The 18,999-nt window shown below is 72.8% G+C and carries 13 protein-coding genes; 9 read left to right on the forward strand and 4 right to left on the reverse strand.

The window, feature by feature from the left end:
• A partial coding sequence (locus tag H291_RS31020; RefSeq protein ID WP_020016979.1) for an ABC transporter ATP-binding protein occupies nt 1-575 on the reverse strand: 575 nt, incomplete at its 3' end.
• A gap of 371 nt (nt 576-946) precedes the next feature.
• Here H291_RS31020 and H291_RS32805 point away from each other — a divergent pair.
• Nucleotides 947-4,183, forward strand: coding sequence for an FtsK/SpoIIIE domain-containing protein (locus tag H291_RS32805; protein WP_020016980.1), 3,237 nt, complete (start codon nt 947-949; stop codon nt 4,181-4,183).
• Here the strand turns inward: H291_RS32805 and H291_RS34635 are convergent.
• Complete coding sequence (locus tag H291_RS34635) at nt 4,131-4,553, reverse strand: hypothetical protein (protein WP_157237231.1); 423 nt, start codon at nt 4,551-4,553, stop codon at nt 4,131-4,133. The genes H291_RS32805 and H291_RS34635 overlap by 53 nt on opposite strands.
• A 287-nt stretch (nt 4,554-4,840) precedes the next feature.
• On the opposite strand from H291_RS34635, the gene H291_RS0120925 reads away from it, so the two are divergent.
• A complete protein-coding gene (locus H291_RS0120925; RefSeq protein ID WP_026365970.1) occupies nt 4,841-5,089 on the forward strand; it encodes a WhiB family transcriptional regulator in 249 nt (82 codons plus the stop codon).
• Between the two features lie 151 nt (nt 5,090-5,240).
• On the opposite strand, the gene H291_RS0120930 is transcribed toward H291_RS0120925, so the two are convergent.
• Nucleotides 5,241-6,722 carry a sensor histidine kinase gene (locus tag H291_RS0120930; RefSeq protein WP_020016983.1) on the reverse strand — a complete coding sequence of 494 codons (1,482 nt, stop codon included), beginning with the start codon at nt 6,720-6,722 and terminating at the stop codon, nt 5,241-5,243.
• 154 nt (nt 6,723-6,876) lie between these two features.
• Between H291_RS0120930 and H291_RS0120935 the strand changes: the two genes are divergently transcribed.
• The 7 genes from H291_RS0120935 to H291_RS0120965 all read left to right on the forward strand — a co-directional run bounded on the left by H291_RS0120935 (nt 6,877) and on the right by H291_RS0120965 (nt 15,281).
• On the forward strand, nt 6,877-7,401 hold the full coding sequence (locus H291_RS0120935; RefSeq protein ID WP_020016984.1) for a DUF2505 domain-containing protein: 525 nt from the start codon (nt 6,877-6,879) through the stop codon (nt 7,399-7,401).
• 290 nt (nt 7,402-7,691) lie between these two features.
• Nucleotides 7,692-9,038: an ABC transporter substrate-binding protein gene (locus H291_RS0120940; protein WP_020016985.1), complete on the forward strand. Its 1,347-nt coding sequence runs from the start codon at nt 7,692-7,694 to the stop codon at nt 9,036-9,038.
• A gap of 195 nt (nt 9,039-9,233) precedes the next feature.
• Nucleotides 9,234-10,556: an ABC transporter substrate-binding protein gene (locus H291_RS0120945; RefSeq protein ID WP_020016986.1), complete on the forward strand. Its 1,323-nt coding sequence runs from the start codon at nt 9,234-9,236 to the stop codon at nt 10,554-10,556.
• Between the two features lie 168 nt (nt 10,557-10,724).
• Nucleotides 10,725-11,741, forward strand: coding sequence for a carbohydrate ABC transporter permease (locus H291_RS0120950; protein ID WP_026365971.1), 1,017 nt, complete (start codon nt 10,725-10,727; stop codon nt 11,739-11,741).
• Entirely contained in the window at nt 11,738-12,655 is a 918-nt protein-coding gene (locus tag H291_RS0120955; RefSeq protein WP_020016988.1) for a carbohydrate ABC transporter permease, read from the forward strand. The genes H291_RS0120950 and H291_RS0120955 overlap by 4 nt, the downstream gene beginning before the upstream one ends.
• Nucleotides 12,656-12,660: 5 nt before the next feature.
• Nucleotides 12,661-14,259 carry a GH1 family beta-glucosidase gene (locus H291_RS0120960; protein ID WP_020016989.1) on the forward strand — a complete coding sequence of 533 codons (1,599 nt, stop codon included), beginning with the start codon at nt 12,661-12,663 and terminating at the stop codon, nt 14,257-14,259.
• Between the two features lie 29 nt (nt 14,260-14,288).
• A complete protein-coding gene (locus H291_RS0120965) occupies nt 14,289-15,281 on the forward strand; it encodes a LacI family DNA-binding transcriptional regulator (protein ID WP_020016990.1) in 993 nt (330 codons plus the stop codon).
• A gap of 128 nt (nt 15,282-15,409) precedes the next feature.
• Here the strand turns inward: H291_RS0120965 and H291_RS0120970 are convergent, their stop codons facing one another.
• Nucleotides 15,410-18,937 carry a bifunctional proline dehydrogenase/L-glutamate gamma-semialdehyde dehydrogenase gene (locus H291_RS0120970; protein WP_020016991.1) on the reverse strand — a complete coding sequence of 1,176 codons (3,528 nt, stop codon included), beginning with the start codon at nt 18,935-18,937 and terminating at the stop codon, nt 15,410-15,412.
• Nucleotides 18,938-18,999 lie beyond the last annotated feature (62 nt).

The raw sequence follows: 18,999 nt of genomic DNA on the forward strand, positions 1-18,999 counted from the left end.
GAGTCCAGGTTGCCCGTCGGCTCGTCCGCGAACACGACGTCCGGCTGCGCGATCAGCGCACGCGCGATCGCGACCCGCTGCTGCTGACCACCGGAGAGCTCACCCGGACGGTGCGTCAACCGACCCGACAACCCCAGGGTCTCGACCAGCGTGTCCAGCCACGCCCGGTCCGTGGTCGCGCCGGCCAGCTCGACCGGCAGCGTGATGTTCTGCTCCGCGGTGAACATCGGCAACAGGTTGAACTGCTGGAACACGAACCCGATCCGGTCCCGCCGCAGCTTCGTCAGCGCCTTGTCGCTCAGCCCGGTGATCTCGGTCTCCCCGAGGAACGCCTGCCCACCCGTGGCCGAGTCCAGCCCGGCCAGCAGGTGCATCAGCGTCGACTTACCCGACCCCGACGGGCCCATGATCGCGGTGAACCGGCCCTGCTCGAAGTCCACGTCCACGCCGTCCAGAGCGCGCACGATCGCCTCGCCCTTGCCGTACGTCTTGGTCAGGTTGCGGGCCCGTACGGCGTGGGGGCGGCCTGACGCCGGGGCCGGCCGGCCCGCCGGGACGTACACGGTGGTGTCCACGAGATTCTCCTCGGTCGATGACGCTGCGGGGTGCTGCGGGCGGGTCGCCGGCGGCGGCCCGCACCGGGTGACGTGGCACGGAGTGCTCCGTGCACGGCCCGGAAGTGGTCCGGCCTTCCCGGGTATGGACCCCGGTTCGGCCGGCGTCATCGAACCTACGGAGCCGGGGGCCGGGTGAACATCGGGCGTCGGCCTGATCCTTCCCTGGCCGTGTCATCCCCCGGTCGTACGTCTCGTCAGCCCCGGGTAGGGGCAGTCCCCCAGGGGTTGTGCCCCAGAGAGCGCGACGAACGGCCTGTGGAAACAGGGTTTGTGCACAGAAACCCTGGTCAGAGCCCTGACCATGAGCGCACTGCGGGGAGGCTGGGGGCATGACCGCTACCTCGTCGTCCGACGGCGCCGTACGCATGACCCTGCACCCGGGCGAGGACGTGCTCGTGCGGCCAGGGGTGCGCCTCGGCGACGTGCGCGTGCCCCTCGCCGCGCTGCTGCGCCGCCCGGAGCTGCGGTGGGCGACGCTCACGGCCGACGGGGTGCGGGTGGCGGACGAGCAGGTGGTCGGCGAGCGGCCGCTGCTGCCCGGGGCGGTGCTGGGGGTGGGGGTTTCGCCGGGTGTGGTGCTGGGAGTGGGGCCGGCACCGGAGGTGGAGGCGGGGCCGGGCGGGGTCGGCGGCGCTGATCGTCGGGGCGGGCTCGACGCGCCGTGGCTGGTGGTGCGGGCGACCGGGCCCGACGCCGGCACGGTGGTCGGCACCCGTGGGCCGTGGGCCGCGCTCCGTCGCTGGGTTCGCCTACGGGGTGGGGGACGTCTCGCGATCCGCCGGTCGCGGGGACCGGCGGCCTGGCTCGCGCCGCCTCCGGAGGCCGCGGCGAACGGCCTGTCCTGGCCGCTCGTCCTCCTGCCCGCCGTCGCGTCACTGATTCTCGCGGCTGTGCTGCGTCAGCCCGTCCTGGCAATGTTCGCGCTGGTCAGCCTGGTTGTGGCAGCCCCGCAGCTGCGCGCCGCCCGGCAGCGTGGGGCGGGTACGGGCACGGTGCGGAACGGGGCGCGGGCGCTGCCCGGTCCGGCTCGGCTCCTGGCATTCGCGCACGCGGCGCTCCACGTCTCCCCGGCCGCGTGGGCGGCGGCGCGGGACGCCGGGGCCGCCGCCCGGGCCCGCGCCGCGAGGTCCGTCGGCGCGGGCCCTGTCGCGGGACCCGGCCTTCCGTCCGCGCCGGACGATCCGCTGGCGGCCCTGCTGCACGACGGCGCCGTCGCCGTGCTCGGCCCCGCGGACCTGGCCCGCTCGGTCGCCCGCGCGCTCGTCGCGGGCCTCGCCGTGCGCGGGGCCTCGGTGCGGCTCGCCGACGACGGTCAGTCAGCGGCCTGGTCCGCGGGCTGGTCCTGGCTCCGCTGGCTCCCCGAGGGCGGACCGCGGGTGCTGGTGGTCGACGGGTCCCCCGCGCCCTTCGGGCCGGCGCCCGCGGGACCCGTGGCGTCCCGCGGCGCGGGCGCGGTCACCGGAGCACCGGCGTCCGACGCCGCGCCGAGCGCCGTCGTGTCCGTCGGCGTCGTCCTGCCCGGCTGTCGCGCCGTGGTGCAGGTCCTGAACGCGCGCCGGGTCCGGATCACCGGGCCGGACGGGGCCACGCGCGCCGTGCCGCTCGTCGGCGTCAGTGCCGGCTGGGCGGAACGGCTGGCCCGGCTGCTCGCCGGCGCCGCCTGGCTCGGCCGCACGGCCGGCGCGCTCGGGAGTACCCGCACCGCGGACACGACCGGCCACCCCGACGGACCGGCCCCGCGCCCCGACGACTCCCGCCTGCCGGTCGCCGTGTCCCTGACCAGGGCGCACGGCGTCGACGAGGTGCCCGGGCCGCGTCAGGTCGCCATGCGCTGGGCGGCCGCGGACCACCGAGCAGACGCCGCCGGGCGGGCGCGTGCCGACCGCCGGACGGGCACCGACCAGCGGCCGGACGCCAAGGGGCGGGCGGGTGCCGGCGGCTGGGCCGTGCCGCTCGGCCTCGATGCGGACGGCGCACCGGTGCTGCTGGACCTGGTCCGCGACGGGCCGCACCTGCTCGTCGCGGGCACCACCGGGTCGGGCAAGTCGGAGCTGCTGCAGACGCTCGTGCTCGGGCTCGCCCTGGCCCGGTCGCCCGCCGAGCTCGCGCTGGTGCTGGTCGACTTCAAGGGCGGCGCGAGCCTCGGCGTGTGCGGCCGGCTGCCGCACGTGGTCGGCCGGGTGACCGACCTCGAACCCGGCCTGGCTGCCCGCGCGCTCACCGGCCTGCGTGCGGAGCTGCGCCGTCGGGAGCGGGTCCTGGCCGCGCACGGCGTGGCGGACGTCGTCGCCCTCGCTCCCGGCGTGCTGCCCCGGCTGGTCGTGGTGATCGACGAGTTCCGCGCGCTGGCGGACGACCTGCCCGCGTTCCTGCCGGGCCTGCTCCGGATCGCGGCGCAGGGCCGGTCGCTCGGGGTGCACCTGGTGCTCGCCACGCAGCGGCCGGGCGGCGCCGTCGGCCCCGACCTGCGCGCGAACGTCAGCGCGCGCATCGCGCTCCGGGTCACGGAACCCCTGGAGTCGCGCGACGTCGTCGACGACGCGGCCGCCGCGCGGATCCCGGCCAGGACGCCGGGGCGTGCCGTGCTGCGGCTCGGGACCGCGCCGCCCGTGGTGTTCCAGTGCGCGCACGCCACGGCGTCGCCCGAGGCCCGCCTGCCGCTGGTCCGCCGCGCCCCGGCAGCACAGCACGAGCATTCGCCGGAGCCAGGTCTGGTGTCGGATTCGGCGCTCGGCCCGGACGTCGCGACCCTCGTGGTCGACGCCGTCGGCGGAGCCGCGGAGTCCCTGGACCTGCGCCCCGGCCCGCCGCCGTGGCTGCCCCCGCTCCCCCGGTCGGCCGGGTCCGCCGACCTGCCGCCGGCCACCCGCCGGGACCGGGGCGGCCTGGTGCTCGCGCTGGGCGACGACCCCGACGCCCAGCGCCGCACCACGGTCGCCTGGCACCCGGCGGCCGGTCACCTCGCGATCCTGGGCCGGGCCCGCTCGGGCCGGACCACCGCGCTGGTCACCCTCGCCCTGGCCGCCCTGCGCCAGGGCTGGACCGTGCACGGCATCACCCGGGACGACGCCGCGCTGGCCCCGCTGCGGCACCACCCGGGCTACGCAGGGACGAGCTACCCGGACGACGCCGGGACCCTCGACGCCCTGCTGTCCGCCGGCACCGGGGCGACCCGCCCCGACCACCCCGGCACGCTCGTCCTGGTCGACGGCGTCGAGGACGTCCGCGGCGCTCTCCCGCTCGCCGCGCTGCGCTCGGGGGTCGTGCTCGCCGTCACGGCGGACGGCCCGTCGGTCGGTGGCCTGGCCGCGCGCATCGGGCCGCGCCTGGTGCTGCTGGGCACCGACCGCGCGGCCGACGTCATGCTCGGGGCGCCCGCGCTGCTCGCGGGTGCGGGCGGGCCGCCGGGCCGAGCGGCGTGGTGCGACCGCGGGGACCCGGTGCTGTGCCAGGTCCTGGAACCGGAGCTCGGCCCGCCGCACCGGCCGCACACGCCGCGCAGGCCGCGCGCGCTCAGTCCTCCGAGCGCGTCCCCGACGTCGCCTCTACCACGGACGGCGTCATGAGCAGGACGCCCACGGCCACCGCGATGACGAGGGCGGCCCAGCCACCCGCGACGGCGGGGCCGCCGCCGCTGCCGATCGCCGCGATCGATCCGATGATCTGGAAGAGCTGCCAGGTCACGATAGGTCCGCGACCAGATCGGCGACCTGCGAGAAGTGCCCGACAGCACACAACGAGAACCCAGGCCACACCCAGGAGGAAGAGAACCAGAAAGAGGCTCACTCCTACCGACATGGAACCGCCCGTAAGGAGTTCGCCAAGTAACACCACGGCGAATGCAACGAGGCCGATCACTTCGACCAGGACGCCGATCACGAGGGCACGAAGAAACGCCGGGACACGAGGCGCGAAAAAGGCTTCCAGTACGGGCACGACGAACTAGGATACTGGTGCGACGGGTATTCACAATAGTGTGACGGATACCTCAGGGTTCATGGCTGAGAAACTTCGCCGTAACCCCTTGTGCGAGCGTTCACGAGCGTGTGAACCTAGATGCAGCAATCCCACACACCCCCGAACACACCCCCGTCGGTCGCCGCCTAGCGCTCAGGGATCGGAAAACGATCCACAACCAGACCTGCGCGCCCCAGACGCACGACGACGATGCTCCCTAGTGGCGAGCCGGACGGTGGGAAGTTCCTTCCAAGGAGTACGTGACCATGGACTGGCGCCACCGCGCAGCATGCCTCGAAGAGGACCCCGAGCTGTTCTTCCCCATCGGCAACACGGGCCCCGCCCTGTTGCAGATCGAGGAGGCCAAGGCCGTGTGCCGTCGCTGCGACGTAGTCGACACCTGCCTCAAGTGGGCAATCGAGTCCGGCCAGGATGCCGGCGTCTGGGGCGGCATGAGCGAGGACGAGCGCCGTGCGCTCAAGCGCCGCACCGCGCGCGCTCGCCGCGCCGGCTGACCCGACGGCACAGCACCACCCAGCACAGCAGTTCTTCGCGAGCCGCGCCTGAGCACTCCCCCTCCGCCCAGGCGTGGCTCGCGGCTTTTCCCTGCGTGTCAGACGTACAGATCACCTGGGTGCCCTGTACGTCTGACACGTAGGGGCGGGTTCAGGCGCGGGCGGGCTCCGCCACGCGCAGCACGAGCTGCAGCACCACCTCGGTGCCGCCGCCCTCGCGGGCGGACCACTCGATGGTCCCGCCGAGCTCGTTGGTGACCAGCGTGCGCACGATCTGCGTGCCCAGGCCGCTGCCGGGCCCGCGCCCGCCGGCGCCGCCGTTCTCGGGCAGCCCCACGCCGTCGTCCGCGACGACCACCCGCAGGTCGGAGTTCTCGCGCTCGACGACGATCTCGACCGTGCCCGAGGCGCGGCCCACGAACCCGTGCTCCACCGCGTTGGTGACCAGCTCCGTGAGCACCAGGGCGAGCGGTGTCGCGTCCTGGGCGGGCACCATGCCGAACGAGCCGGTGCGCACGGTGCGGACCGACGTGTCGGCCGAGGCTACGTCGGCGGTGAGGCGCAGCGCCCGGCCCACCATGTCGTCGAGCTCGACCTGCTCGTCGAGCGTCTGCGAGAGGCTCTCGTGCACCAGCGCGATCGTGGACACGCGCCGCATGGCCTCCTCCAGCGCCTCCTTGGCCGCCGGCACGTCCATGCGCCGGGCCTGCAGCCTCAGCAGCGCGGCCACGGTCTGCAGGTTGTTCTTCACGCGGTGGTGGATCTCGCGGATCGTCGCGTCCTTGGTGATCAGCTCGCGCTCGCGCCGGCGCAGCTCGGACACGTCGCGGCACAGCAGCACGGCGCCGATGCGCTGCCCGCGGTCGGTCAGCGGCATCGCGCGCAGCGACAGGGACACCCCGTGCGCCTCGATGTCGGTGCGCCAGGGGGCACGCCCCATCACCACGAGCGGCAGCGACTCGTCCACGGGCTGGAGCTGCTCCACCATGTCCGCCGTCACCTCGACGAGCGACTGCCCCACGAGCGGGCCGATCACACCGAGCCGGTGGAAGCACGACAGCGCGTTCGGGCTCGCGTACAGCACCTCGCCCTCGGAGTTGAGCCGGATCAGGCCGTCGCCCACGCGGGGCGCGCCCCGGCGCGAGCCGGTCGCGGCGTTCGGCAGGGGGAACTCGCCCCGCGGGATCATCGCGACGAGGTCGTCGGCCGCCTCGACGTAGTTCAGCTCCAGGCGCGACGGCGTCCGCCCGGACCCGAGGTTGGTCTGCCGCGCGATCACGGCGACCGCGGTGTCCTTGTGTACCACCGGGATCGCCTCCTCGCGGACGGCGTACGCCCCGAACCAGCGGGGCTCCCGAGCGCGCTGCGCCTTCGCCTCGGCCATCGCCTTGGCCAGCTGCGGGCGCTGCCCCTCGGGCGCGAACGAGCCGACGACGTCGTCGTAGTGCACCGTCGCGCCCGTCGAGGGCCGACACTGCGCGATCGCGACGAACCGCCCGTCGTCGGTCGGCAGCCACAGCACGAGGTCGGCGAACGCGAGGTCCGAGACCACCTGCCAGTCACCGACCAGGAGATGCAGCCACTCCACGTCGGCCGGCTCGAGGTCGGCGTGCTCAAGGATCAGGTCACTCATGGCGGACACGCGCCAAGCCTATGTCGGAACCGCGCCGCGGCCCGGTGAGGCGTGGCACACCGGGGACCGGGCGCCCCTTCCGGATCGGTGGGGCACAACGCGTCGGTTAGAGTTCCCTCACCGGCATGCCCCGTCGGCGCGAGGAGGAGAGCCCGTGCACCTGACAGTGGACCTGACGTTCCCCGCAGACATCGACGACGTCTCCGCGATGCTCGCCGACGAGTCGTTCGTCCGCTGGCGCGCCCAGCGCTCCACCGGTTCGGTGAACGGCGTCGTCGAGCAGGCCGACGTGACGGGGACCGCGGCGGGCGGCTTCACCGTGGTGGTGCGCCGCACCCTGCCCACCGACATCATCCCCGTCCAGGCCCGCCCGTTCGTGGGCGCGCACCTGGAGATCCGTCAGGCCGAGGCGTGGGAGGCGGCCGCCGACGGCCGCCGCACCGGCACGGTGGCGGTCGAGATCCTGGGCGCACCCGTCCGGGTCACGGCCACCGCGGCCCTGACGGCGCTGCCCGACGGCGGCACGCGGCTCACCTACGCGGGCGACGTCCGCGCTACGGTTCCGCTGTTCGGCACCGTGATCGAGGAGGCGGCGGTCAGCGCCGTCCGCACCACCCTCGAGACCGAGGCCGAGGCGGGGCGCGACTGGCTCGCCGGCAAGCGCACGGGGACGGCCTGAGCCGTCCCGCACCGGGCGCCCCTCCGGGCGTCCCCTGCCAGGACTCCGCTGGTCACCGCACCGGAACGCGCGGTACCTGCCGGTTCCTGACGAGTTCTTATCCCTTCGACGCACGAGCACGGCATTTCAGACATCGTTTCGCAATTGGTACTTTACGTTCGTTCCATCTTGTTCGTTTTCGGGCGGCGAGGTGCTAGAACCTGAGCGAACATTCGTGTCGGACGTGGACGAGTTTGTGCTCTGATATCGCTTTCACGCGTCGACACGCGCACCGACCACGAGGAGTACCAGTGCCCACCAAACACGGACCGGTCCGAAGCCGGACCGTCGCCACCCGCCGCGCGGCCGCCGCCACGCTCGCGGTCTTCGTCCTGCCGCTCACCGCGTGCGGCTCGCTCCTGGGCGGGGAGTCCACGGGCTCCGACGGCGACGACGACGCTCCGATCACCCTCACCGTGTCCACGTTCAACGACTTCGGGTACACCGAAGAGCTGCTCGCCCGGTACACCGAGGAGCACCCGAACGTCACGATCGAGCACGTCGTGGCGCCCACCTCGGACGAGGCCCGCCTGCAGATGCTCAAGGCGTTCACCACGGGTGACGGCTCGGACCTCGCCGACGTGGTCGCCGCCGAGGTCGACTGGCTGCCGGAGCTCATGGAGCACTCGCAGCTGTTCGAGGACCTGAGCGACCCCGAGGTCAACAAGCGCTGGGTGAACTGGAAGGTGGCCCAGGCCACGACCACGGACGGCAAGGTGCTGGGCTACGGGACCGACATCGGCCCCGAGGCAATCTGCTACCGCGCCGACCTGTTCGAGGAGGCCGGCCTGCCGTCCGACCGCGACTCCGTCGCCGAGCTCCTCGGCGGCAAGGATGCAACGTGGGAGCGCTACTTCGAGGTGGGCCGCCAGTTCACGGCACAGTCCGACGCCGCGTGGTTCGACGGCACGACGGGCATGTTCCAGGGCATGGTCAACCAGCTGCCCGCCGCCTTCGAGGACCCGGCCACGCAGAAGCCGACCGACCTGGCGATCAACAACGAGGTCCGGGCGATCTACGACCAGATCACCGGCGGCATCAGTGACGGCCTCTCGGCCGGCCTGGAGCAGTGGACGCCCGAGTGGACGGCCGGGTTCCAGGAGAACGCGTTCGCCACGATGCTCTGCCCCGGCTGGATGATGGGCCCGATCGAGTCCTACTCGCAGGGTGTGACCGGCTGGGACGTGGCCAACGTCTTCCCTGGTGGCGGCGGTAACTGGGGCGGTTCGTTCCTGACCGTGCCCTCGGCCGGCCTGCACACCGACGAGGCCAAGGAGCTGGCCGCGTGGCTCACCGCGCCGGAGCAGCAGACGGAGGCGTTCACGACCGCTGGTGCGTTCCCGTCGCAGCTCGAGGCGCAGGACTCCGACGCCGTGCAGAGCTACGTGAACCCGTTCTTCAACAACGCCCCGGTGGGCAAGATCTTCACCGCGCGGGCCCAGTCCATCGACGGTGCGCCGCACAAGGGCCGGTACTACTTCGCGATCCGCGACGAGGTCAACAACGCGCTGGCCGCCGTCGACGCCGGGACGAACAGCCCCGAGATCGCGTGGAACCAGGCAGTGCAGACGGTCGGAGCATTCCGCATCAAGGAGTGACCCGACCACGGTTCGCCCGCTACCCGCCTTGACACGGCGGGGCGGCGACCGCGACGATCAGGTCGCGTGGTAGCGCTCCCACACCCCAGATGTGGGAGCGCTCCCAACCTCGGTCCGCTGACGTGCCCGTCCGGCACTCGACCGCGACCCGCAAGATCCCCGCAGTACCCAGACCGCACGACAAGGGAGTCCCCAGTGCTGAGCAGTACCCGACCCACGAGGCGCGTCGCCGCCCGTACCCTCCAGGCGACCGCCGGTGCCGCCGTCTTCGCCCTCGCGCTCACGGCGTGCGGCGGTGGATCCGACGAAGGATCCGCCGAGGAGGACGGCCCGATCACGCTGAAGGTCGCGACGTTCAACGACTTCGGTTACACGGACGAGATGCTCGCCGAGTACACCAAGGAGCACCCGAACGTGAAGGTGGAGCACGTCAAGGCCGCCACGACCGACGACGCGCGCAGCAACATGACCACCAAGCTCGCCGCCGGCGGCGAGGGCCTGGCCGACATCGAGGCCATCGAGGTCGACTGGCTCCCCGAGCTGTCGCAGTACCCCGACCTGTTCACCGACCTGGCCGACCCGGAGCTCGACGGTCGCTGGGTGGACTGGAAGGTCCAGCAGGCCACCACGCCCGAGGGCAAGGTCATCGGTTACGGCACCGACATCGGCCCCGAGGCCATCTGCTACCGCGCCGACCTGTTCGAGAAGGCCGGCCTGCCGACCGATCGCGAGGAGGTCGCCGAGCTGCTCGGTGGCGACAGCGCGACGTGGGAGGACTACTTCGCCGCGGGCCGCGACTTCGTCAAGGAGTCGGACGCCGCCTGGTACGACAGCTCCGCGGGCACCTTCCAGGGCATGATCAACCAGCTGCCCGCCGCCTTCGAGGACCCCGAGACGGGCGAGGCCAAGGACCTGGGCGACAACGCCGAGGTCAAGGCGATCTACGACGAGATCGTCGGCTCGGTGGACGACGACCTGTCGGCCGGCCTCGAGCAGTGGGGCGACGACTGGGTCGCCGGCTTCCAGAACGACGCCTTCGCGACCATGCTCTGCCCGGCCTGGATGACCGGCCCGATCGAGCAGAACTCCGGTGGCATCGAGGGCTGGGACGTCGCCGACGTCTTCCCCGGTGGCGGCGGTAACTGGGGCGGCTCGTTCCTGACCGTCCCCGCCTCGGGCGCGAACACCGAGGCCGCCAAGGAGCTCGCCGCGTGGCTGACCGCCCCGGAGCAGCAGACCAAGGCGTTCGAGACGTCGGGTACCTTCCCGTCGCAGATCGAGGCGCAGGAGTCCGAGGCCGTCCAGGGCTTCACCAACGAGTTCTTCAACGACGCCCCGGTGGGCCAGATCTTCTCCACCCGCGCCCAGGCCATCGAGGGTGCCCCGTACAAGGGTGCCCACTACTTCGCCATCCGTGACGAGGTCACGAACGCGCTGAACCGCGTCGACATCACCAAGTCCCAGGACGCCGAGGAGTCCTGGAACGAGGCCGTCGAGAAGGCCGCGGCCCTCGGCTGACGCCCTGAGCCGCACCTGAGCCCCACGGGGCTGATGTGACCCGGTGGTCGAGCGTGCCGAGACCTGTGTTCTCGGCAAGCTCGACCACCGCTTGCCGTCGCCTCCGATCCGGGCGCGGCGAAGCACCGACAGTGACCCTCACCCGACGATGACGCGGCGGAACATGACATGGCAGTCCTGACACCACAACGACCAGCACCGGGGTCCGGTGCACCAGAGCGCGAGTCGCGCAGACTCGGCTTCTCCCAGCGGCTCGGCCGCTGGGACGTGAAGCTCTCCCCGTACCTCTACATCTCGCCGTTCTTCATCCTCTTCGCGGTGACCGGCCTGTTCCCCCTCGCGTACACCGCCTACGTGTCGGTGCACGACTGGAGCCTGCTGGGCGGCCAGGGCGAGTTCGTGGGCCTGCAGAACTTCTCGGACGTGCTGGCTCAGCCCACGTTCTGGAAGTCGCTCGGCAACACGCTGTCGATCTTCGTGCTGTCCTCCGTGCCCCAGGTGATCATCGCGATCACCATCGCGGCACTGCTGGACCAGAACCTGCGCTCGGCGACGTTCTGGCGCATGGGGGTGCTGATCCCCTACGTGGTCGCCCCCGTGGCCGTGTCGATGATCTTCGGCCGCCTCTTCGCCGACCAGTACGGCCTGATCAACTCGATGCTCGGCATCATCGGCATGGACCCGATCGCGTGGCACGGCGACCGGCTCGCCAGCCACGTCGCCATCGCGAGCATCGTCAACTACCGGTGGGTCGGCTACAACGCGCTGATCTTCCTCGCGGCCATGCAGGCCGTGCCGCGCGAGCTGTACGAGGCTGCCGTGATCGATGGCGCCGGCCGCGTGCGCCAGTTCTTCTCCATCACCGTGCCGCAGATCCGCGCCACGATCATCTTCGTGGTCATCACGTCGACCATCGGTGGCCTGCAGATCTTCGACGAGGTGCGCATGTTCGACGCGACCGGCCTCGGCGGGCCGGACCGCAACTGGATGACCACCGTCCTGTACCTGTACGACGTCGCGTGGGGCAACCAGCACAGCCTCGGCCGGGCCTCGGCCGTGGCCTGGATGCTGTTCCTGCTGATCGTCCTGATCGGCTTCGTGAACTTCCTGATCACGCGCCAGATCTCGACGTCGGGCGCGGCGAAGAAGCCGAAGCGCAAGAGCATCACCAGGGGGAACGCATGAGCTCCGTCGCCGTCACCGCCCAGACCGCCGGCGAGGGCGCGGCCCGCGCCGCCGCCCGCCGGCGGGACCGCAAGGCCGCCGGCAGCGCCACCCGCCGCGCCGGCTGGATCGTCTACGCCGCCCTCGGCGTCGTGCTGCTGATCTCGGTCTTCCCGCTGTACTACACGCTGCTGCTCGGCTCGTCCGACCCGGTCGAGATCTCGCGCAACCCCGTGCCGCAGTGGCTCCCCGACATGTCGCTGTTCACGCAGTTCCAGACCGTCATCGAGTCGACCCAGATCAACTTCTGGAAGGCCCTGGCCAACTCGCTGATCATCTCGGTCGTCGTCTCGGCCGCCGTGGTGCTGTTCTCGACGCTCGCCGGCTACTCGTTCGCGAAGCTGCGCTTCCGCGGCCGCGGCCCGCTGCTCGTGTTCGTCATCGCCACGATGGCGGTGCCCACCCAGCTCGGCGTCATCCCGATGTACATCCTCATGTCGGACCTCGACTGGATCGGAAAGCTCCAGGCCGTCATCGTTCCGGCCCTGGTCACCGCCTTCGGCGTGTTCTGGATGACGCAGTACCTGTCCGAGTCGCTGCCGTACGAGCTGATCGAGGCCGCCCGCGTGGACGGCGCCTCGATGATCCGTACGTTCTGGAGCATCGCGCTGCCCGCGGCACGCCCTGCGGCAGCCATGCTCGGCCTGTTCACGTTCGTCCAGCAGTGGACCAACTTCTTCTGGCCGTCGATCGTGCTCAACTCGAGCAACCCGACGCTGCCGCTCGTCGTAAAGTCGCTTCAGTCGAACTACTTCGTGGACTACTCGTTGGTCATGGGCGGTGTGTTCCTCGTGACGCTGCCGCTGCTGGTGATCTTCGCCTTCGTCGGCAAGCAGCTCGTCGCAGGCATCATGCAGGGAGCCGTGAAGGGATGACCCGGATGACCCGCGAGCTCACGCAGAGCTTCAAGACCGACCCCTCGGCCGTACGCGTCCCCGCCCAGGGCATCGCGCTGCCGTACACGCCGACCGCGCCGCGCACGGCGACGTCGGCCAACGCCACCGGGGACGTCGCGTTCCCGGACGGCTTCCTCTGGGGCGCGGCCACCGCCGCCTACCAGGTGGAGGGCGCCGCCCACGAGGACGGCCGCGAGGACTCCGTGTGGGACGTGTTCGCGAAGGTTCCGGGCGCCGTCCTGAACCAGGAGGACGGCGAGGTCGCCTGCGACCAGTACCATCGCTACCCCGCCGACGTCGCGCTCATGAAGGACCTCGGCATCAAGGCCTACCGGTTCTCGACGTCGTGGTCCCGCGTGGTCCCCGGCGGGCGCGAGGTCAACCCGGCCGGCCTGGCCTACTACGACCGGCTCGTGGACGAGCTGCTGGGCGCGGGCATCCTGCCCTGGCTCACGCTCTACCACTGGGACCTGCCGCAGGCCATCGAGGCCGAGTCGAACGGCTGGGTGAACCGCGACACCGCCTACCGGTTCCGCGACTACGCCGTTACCATGCACGAGGCGATCGGCGACCGCGTCGACGTGTGGACCACGCTCAACGAGCCGTGGTGCGCCGCGTTCCTCGGCTACACGGGCGGCCAGCACGCACCGGGCCGGCAGTCCCGCGAGGACGGGCTGGCCGCCGCGCACCACCTCATGCTCGCCCACGGCCTGGCCGTGCAGGCGCTGCGCGAGCGCGCGCCGGACGCGAACCTGGGCATCACGCTCAACTTCGAGGTCGAGGACCCGCTGAACCCGGACGACCCCGCCGACGTCGACGCCGCGCGCCGGCTCGACGGCGGGTTCACCCGCATCTTCGCCGACCCGATCCTGCGGGGCGCGTACCCGCTGGACGTGCTGGAGGACGTGCGCGAGTACGGCCTGGAGCAGCACATCCAGGAGGGCGACCTCGAGATCATCTCGACGCCGATCGACTCGCTCGGCGTGAACTACTACCACGGCAACGCCGTGGCGGCGGTCCCCGCGGAGCACCCGCTGGAGGGCGGGGCACCGGTGACCCGGCCGTCGTCGTCCCCGTTCCCGGGTGGGGACGGCGCGTACACGCACCCGCGTGGGCTGCCCGTCACGGACCAGAACTGGGAGGTGCAGCCCGAGGGGCTGACCCGCCTGCTGCTGCGCCTGCAGGAGGACTACACGGGGCCGCGCGGTATCGCCCTGTACGTGACCGAGAACGGCAGCGCCTACGAGGACGTCGCGGACGCGGACGGGTTCGTGGACGACCAGCAGCGCCTGGAGTTCGTCGACGTGCACCTGCGCGCCGTCAAGGACGCGATCGACGAGGGTGCCGACGTGCGCGGCTACTTCGGCTGGTCGCTGCTCGACAACTACGAGTGGGCCTGGGGCTACGGAAAGCGCTTCGGTCTCGTGCGCGTCGACTACGAAACGCAGGAACGCACCGTCAAGGCGTCCGGCCGCTGGTACGGTCGGGTCGCACGGGCCAACGCTGTTCCGGAGCGATCGCTCACGCCCGAGCCGTACCCGACCGACGCAGACGGCGGAGACAAGGCGGTTCGCACGGCGTGACGACCTCAGGCCCACCCACCCTCGATGACGTGGCACAGGCGGCCGGGGTGTCCCGGTCGACCGCGTCGCGCGCCATCAACGGCGGCCTGCGCGTCTCGCCCGAGGCACAGGCGGCGGTGGACGACGCCGTCGCCAGCCTCGGGTACGCACCGAACCGTGCCGCCCGGTCCCTGGTGACCCGGCGGACCGACTCGATCGCTCTCGTGGTGCCCGAGCCGGACCAGCGCATACTGACCGACCCGTTCCTCTCCGGCACCCTCGCGGGTGTCAGCGAGGGTCTGGCCGGGACGGACCTCCAGCTCGTCCTGCTGCTCGCCCGCCCGGGCGAGCAGCGGGGGCGGGTGGGCCGCTACCTGCGCAGCGGCCACGTGGACGGCGTGATCGTCGCCTCCCACCACAAGGGCGACCAGCTCGAGACGGAGCTCGGGCCGGCGGCGCTGCCGGCCGTGTTCGTCGGCAGGCTGTTCGAGCCCGACCCGTACTTCTCGCGCGGCCTGCGCTACGTGGACGTCGACAACGTGACGGGCGGCCGCATCGCCACCCAGCGGATGATCGACCGCGGCCGGCGGCGCATCGGCACCATCACCGGCCCGCTCGACATGCCCGCCGGCGTGGACCGGATGACGGGCTGGCGCGACGCCCTGCGTGACGCCGGCCTGCCCGACGACGCGATGGTCGAGGGCGACTTCACCGTCGCGGGGGCGCTGGTGGCGGCCGCGCGGCTGCTGGACCAGCACCCCGACCTGGACGGGATCTTCGCGGCGTCGGACCTCATGGCCGAGGCCACGCTGCGCGTGCTCGCCGAGCGCGGCCGGTCCGTGCCCGGCGACGTCTCCGTGGTGGGGTTCGACGACCTCGGGATCGCCGAGACGACGTCGCCCCGGCTGACGACCGTGCACAACCCGGTGGTGCAGATGGTCGGCGCCGCCACGAGCATGCTCGTGGACCTGGTCGCGGGCCGGCCGGTCCGCGACGAGCGCCGGGTCTTCGCCCCGCGCCTGGTCGAGGGTGAGTCGGCCTGACCCGACCGCTGGACGAGCCTCCGGCCGCTGGTCGAGCTTGTCGAGACTTGGTCAGGCCAAACCGCTGGTCGAGCTTGTCGAGACCTGGTCAGGTCTCGACAAGCTCGACCAGCGGGGCCGGCGATGCGTCAGGCCGTGCGGAGGTGGCCGTAGCGGTGCATCGTGCGGCTGACCGCCTGCTCGCGCAGCATCGTCAGCAGCTCGCGCCGCCCGCTCGCCAGCACCGGCCCGTCCAGCACCGTCACCGAGCCCAGCCGGCTCGCGGCGGCGTCGCGCAGCCCGGGGGCCTCGCCGATCACGCGGATCCGGCCGGTCACCACGCCGTCGGCGACGGACTCGGCGAACGCCTCGTCCGAGACCTCCTGCCCGACGACGGTCGCGGCGACCTCGGCCCGCGCGGCCGCGGCCAGCACGCGCTGCACCTCGGCGTCCGGCGCGCCCGCGCCGACCCGCACCGTGATGCCCGGGACGGGCCGGTACCGGAACACGTTCGCCTCGACGCCGAGCCCCGACGGGTCGTGCGCCTGCGAGAACTCGGTGAGCCAGGCGCGGGCGTCGTCGGCGCGGGCCCACGCGAGCCAGCCCGCCGGGTCCTCGGTGCGCGACGGCACGTCGGGCGCGTCGGCCCAGCGGCCGAGCTGCGCCACGTAGTTGGGGCCGCCGGCCTTGGCGCCGGAACCCACCACGGAGGCCTTCCAGCCGCCGAACGACTGGCGCTGCACGATCGCGCCGGTGATGTGCCGGTTCACGTAGGCGTTGCCGACCTCGACTCGGTCGAGCCAGTGCTCCACCTCGGCGTCGTCGAGCGAGTGGATGCCGCCGGTGAGGCCGAACGACACCGCGTTCTGCAGGGCGAGCGCCTCGTCCAGGGTGCGGGCGGTCATGATGCCCAGCACGGGCCCGAATGCCTCGGTGAGGTGGAAGAACGAGCCGGGCCGGACGCCGTCGCGCACGCCCGGGGTCCACAGGCGGCCCTTGCCGAGACCCGCCTCCTGCGCCACCGCGTCGAGACGGCGCGGCCGCACGAGCCAGCTCTCGCCCTGCTCCAGCGTGGTCAGGGCGCGCAGCAGCTTGCCCTGCGCGGGCTCGGTGAGCGGCCCCATCACGGTGGCCAGGTCGGTCGCGGGGCCGACAGCGAGCGACGACACGGCGTCGACGAGCTGCCGGCGGAACCGCTCGCCGGTCACGGTGCGCGGGTCGCCCACCGAGCCGACGAGGATCACGAGCGACGCCGCGGAGCACTTCTGCCCCGCGTGCCCGAACGCCGAGCGCACGACGTCGGCGACGGCCAGGTCCAGGTCGGCCGACGGCGTCACGACGATCGCGTTCTTGCCCGACGTCTCCGCGAGCACGGGCAGGTCGGGGCGCCAGGACGCGAACATCTCGGCGGTCTCGATCGCGCCCGTCAGGATCACGCGGGACACGCCGTCGTGCGTCACGAGGCGACGGCCCAGGTCGCCGTCCGGCACGCGGACGAACTGCGCGACGTCGCGGGCGAGCGCCGGGTCCAGGCCGATCTCGGGAGCGACCTCGTCGAGGGCGGCGTGCACGGCCTCGACGGCGATCTCCAGGCAGCGCGGCGTGGGCGGCGCGGGCTTGGCGATCACGGACGAGCCGGACGCCAGACCCGCGAGCACGCCACCGATCGGGATGGCGACGGGGAAGTTCCACGGCGGGGTGACCAGGGTGACGCCGTCCGGCGTGTACCGGGCGCCCGGCCATGCCTCCGACGTCGGGTCGAGGGCCTCGGCCGCCTGCGCGTAGTAGGCGGCGAAGTCGACGGCCTCGCTGACCTCGGGGTCGGCCTCGGCGACGGTCTTGCCGGCCTCGTGCACCATGGCGGCGACCAGGTCGGCGCGCGCGGCCTCCAGGTGCTGGGCGGCGGAGCGCAGCACCCGGCCGCGGTCCGCCGGGGCGACCTTGGCCCAGGCCGCGCCGGCGCGGCGGGCGAGCGCCACGACGTCGTCCACCTGGGCGGACGTCGCCAGCGGCTCGGCGAGCGCCGGGACGTAGCCCGAGCGCGCGGACGTGACCACCTGGGCCCAGGCGCGGTTCGCGGCGACGGCGGGGTCGGTGTCCGCGGCGTTGTGGAACGGCCCGGTCACGGGCTCGGGCGCGGTGCGCGGACGACGGCGCGGGGCGACGTCGTCGGCCGCGTAGTGCACGCCCAGCTCGACGGAGGCGCGGAAGGCGGCCTCCTGCCGGTCCATGGCGGAGCCACTGCCGACCCGCGCCGGCGCGAACGCCGCGTGCAGGAAGTTCTGCTCCGTCGCGTTCTCCTCCAGGCGGCGCACCAGGTAGGAGATGGCGACGTCGAAGTCCTCGTCGCGCACGACGGGGGTGTAGAGCACGACGTGCCCGTCGTCCTTGGCGACCTCGTCGCGGACGGCGGCGGCCTCGGTGGGCGCCATGCCCTGGAGCATCTCGATGTCGAGCGCCTCGGAGACGCCGCGGGCGCGGCCCAGCAGGATCGCGAGCGCCACGTGGAACAGGTTGTGCGACGCGGCGCCGATGCGGACGGCGTGCGCGCGCTCGGGGCGCAGGGCGTGGTCCAGCATGCGCACGTAGTTGGCGTCGACGTCGGGCTTGGTGGCGTACGGCGCCTGCGCCCAGTCGTGCAGGGCGGCCTCGACGTGCTCCATCGCGAGGTTGGCGCCCTTGACGATGCGCACCTTGATGCGCGCCCCGCCGTCGGCGACGCGCTTGGCCGCGAACTCGGTGAGGCCGTCGAGCGCGCCGAGGGCGTCGGGCAGGTAGGCCTGCAGCACGATGCCGGCCTCGAGGTCGCGGAACTCGTCGCGGCCCAGGATGTCGGTGAACACCGCGGTGGTCAGGGCCAGGTCGCGGTACTCCTCCATGTCGAGGTTGAGAAAGACGCCGTGGTCGCGCGCGGAGCGGTACAGCGGCAGGAGCTGCTCGACGACGCGGTCGCGGGAGCCGTCGAGGTCCCAGGTGACGAGCTGCGCCGCGACGCTGGAGACCTTGATCGACACGTAGTCGACGTCGGAGCGCTCCACGAGCGCGATGGTGCGGGCCAGGCGGCCGGCGGCCTCGTCCTTGCCGAGCACGGCCTCGCCCAGGAGGTTCACGTTGAGGGTGTAGCCCTCGGCCCGGGTGCGGGCGAGGTGCGCGGTGAGGCCGTTGCCGGCGTCGGCCACGAGGTGGCCCACGAGCTGGCGCAGGCGGGCGCGGGCGGCCGGGACCACGATGCCCGGGAGCACCGGGGCCGTGAGGGCGCCGGCCCGGAACAGGGCGCGGTCGCTCGCGCTGAGGAACGTGGCGCTGCCGGCCTTCTTGCCGAGGCGCGCGAGGGCCTTGGCGGCGACGTGGACGTCCTGCGGGCGGGCGACGTCGTCGACGAAGCCGACGGCGAGCTCCAGGCCCGCGGGGTCGGAGACGAGGGCGCCGAGCGCAGCGGAGGCGCGGGCGACGGCCTTGTCGGTCTTCGAGCCGGTGGCTCCGGCGGCGGCGTCGGCTCCGGTGGCGGCGCCGATCCAGGTCCGGGCGAGGGCTACGGCGTCCTCGACGAGGGTGTCGGCGGCGGGCTTCGCGGGGGGCTCGGTCGGAGCCTGCGGCGTCGCGCTGTCCGGTGCGCCTGCGCCCCCGGTCGGGACGTCGGCGGTGTCGGCGCTACCGCGCCGGGCAGAGGTCTTCATGACACCAGGGTGCACCCGGCGACGCTCGTGTGTATTGGCAGGATCACTCACGATCCGCACCG

It is taken from the genome of Promicromonospora sukumoe 327MFSha3.1, assembly GCF_000385135.1.
Classification (GTDB): domain Bacteria; phylum Actinomycetota; class Actinomycetes; order Actinomycetales; family Cellulomonadaceae; genus Promicromonospora; species Promicromonospora sukumoe_B.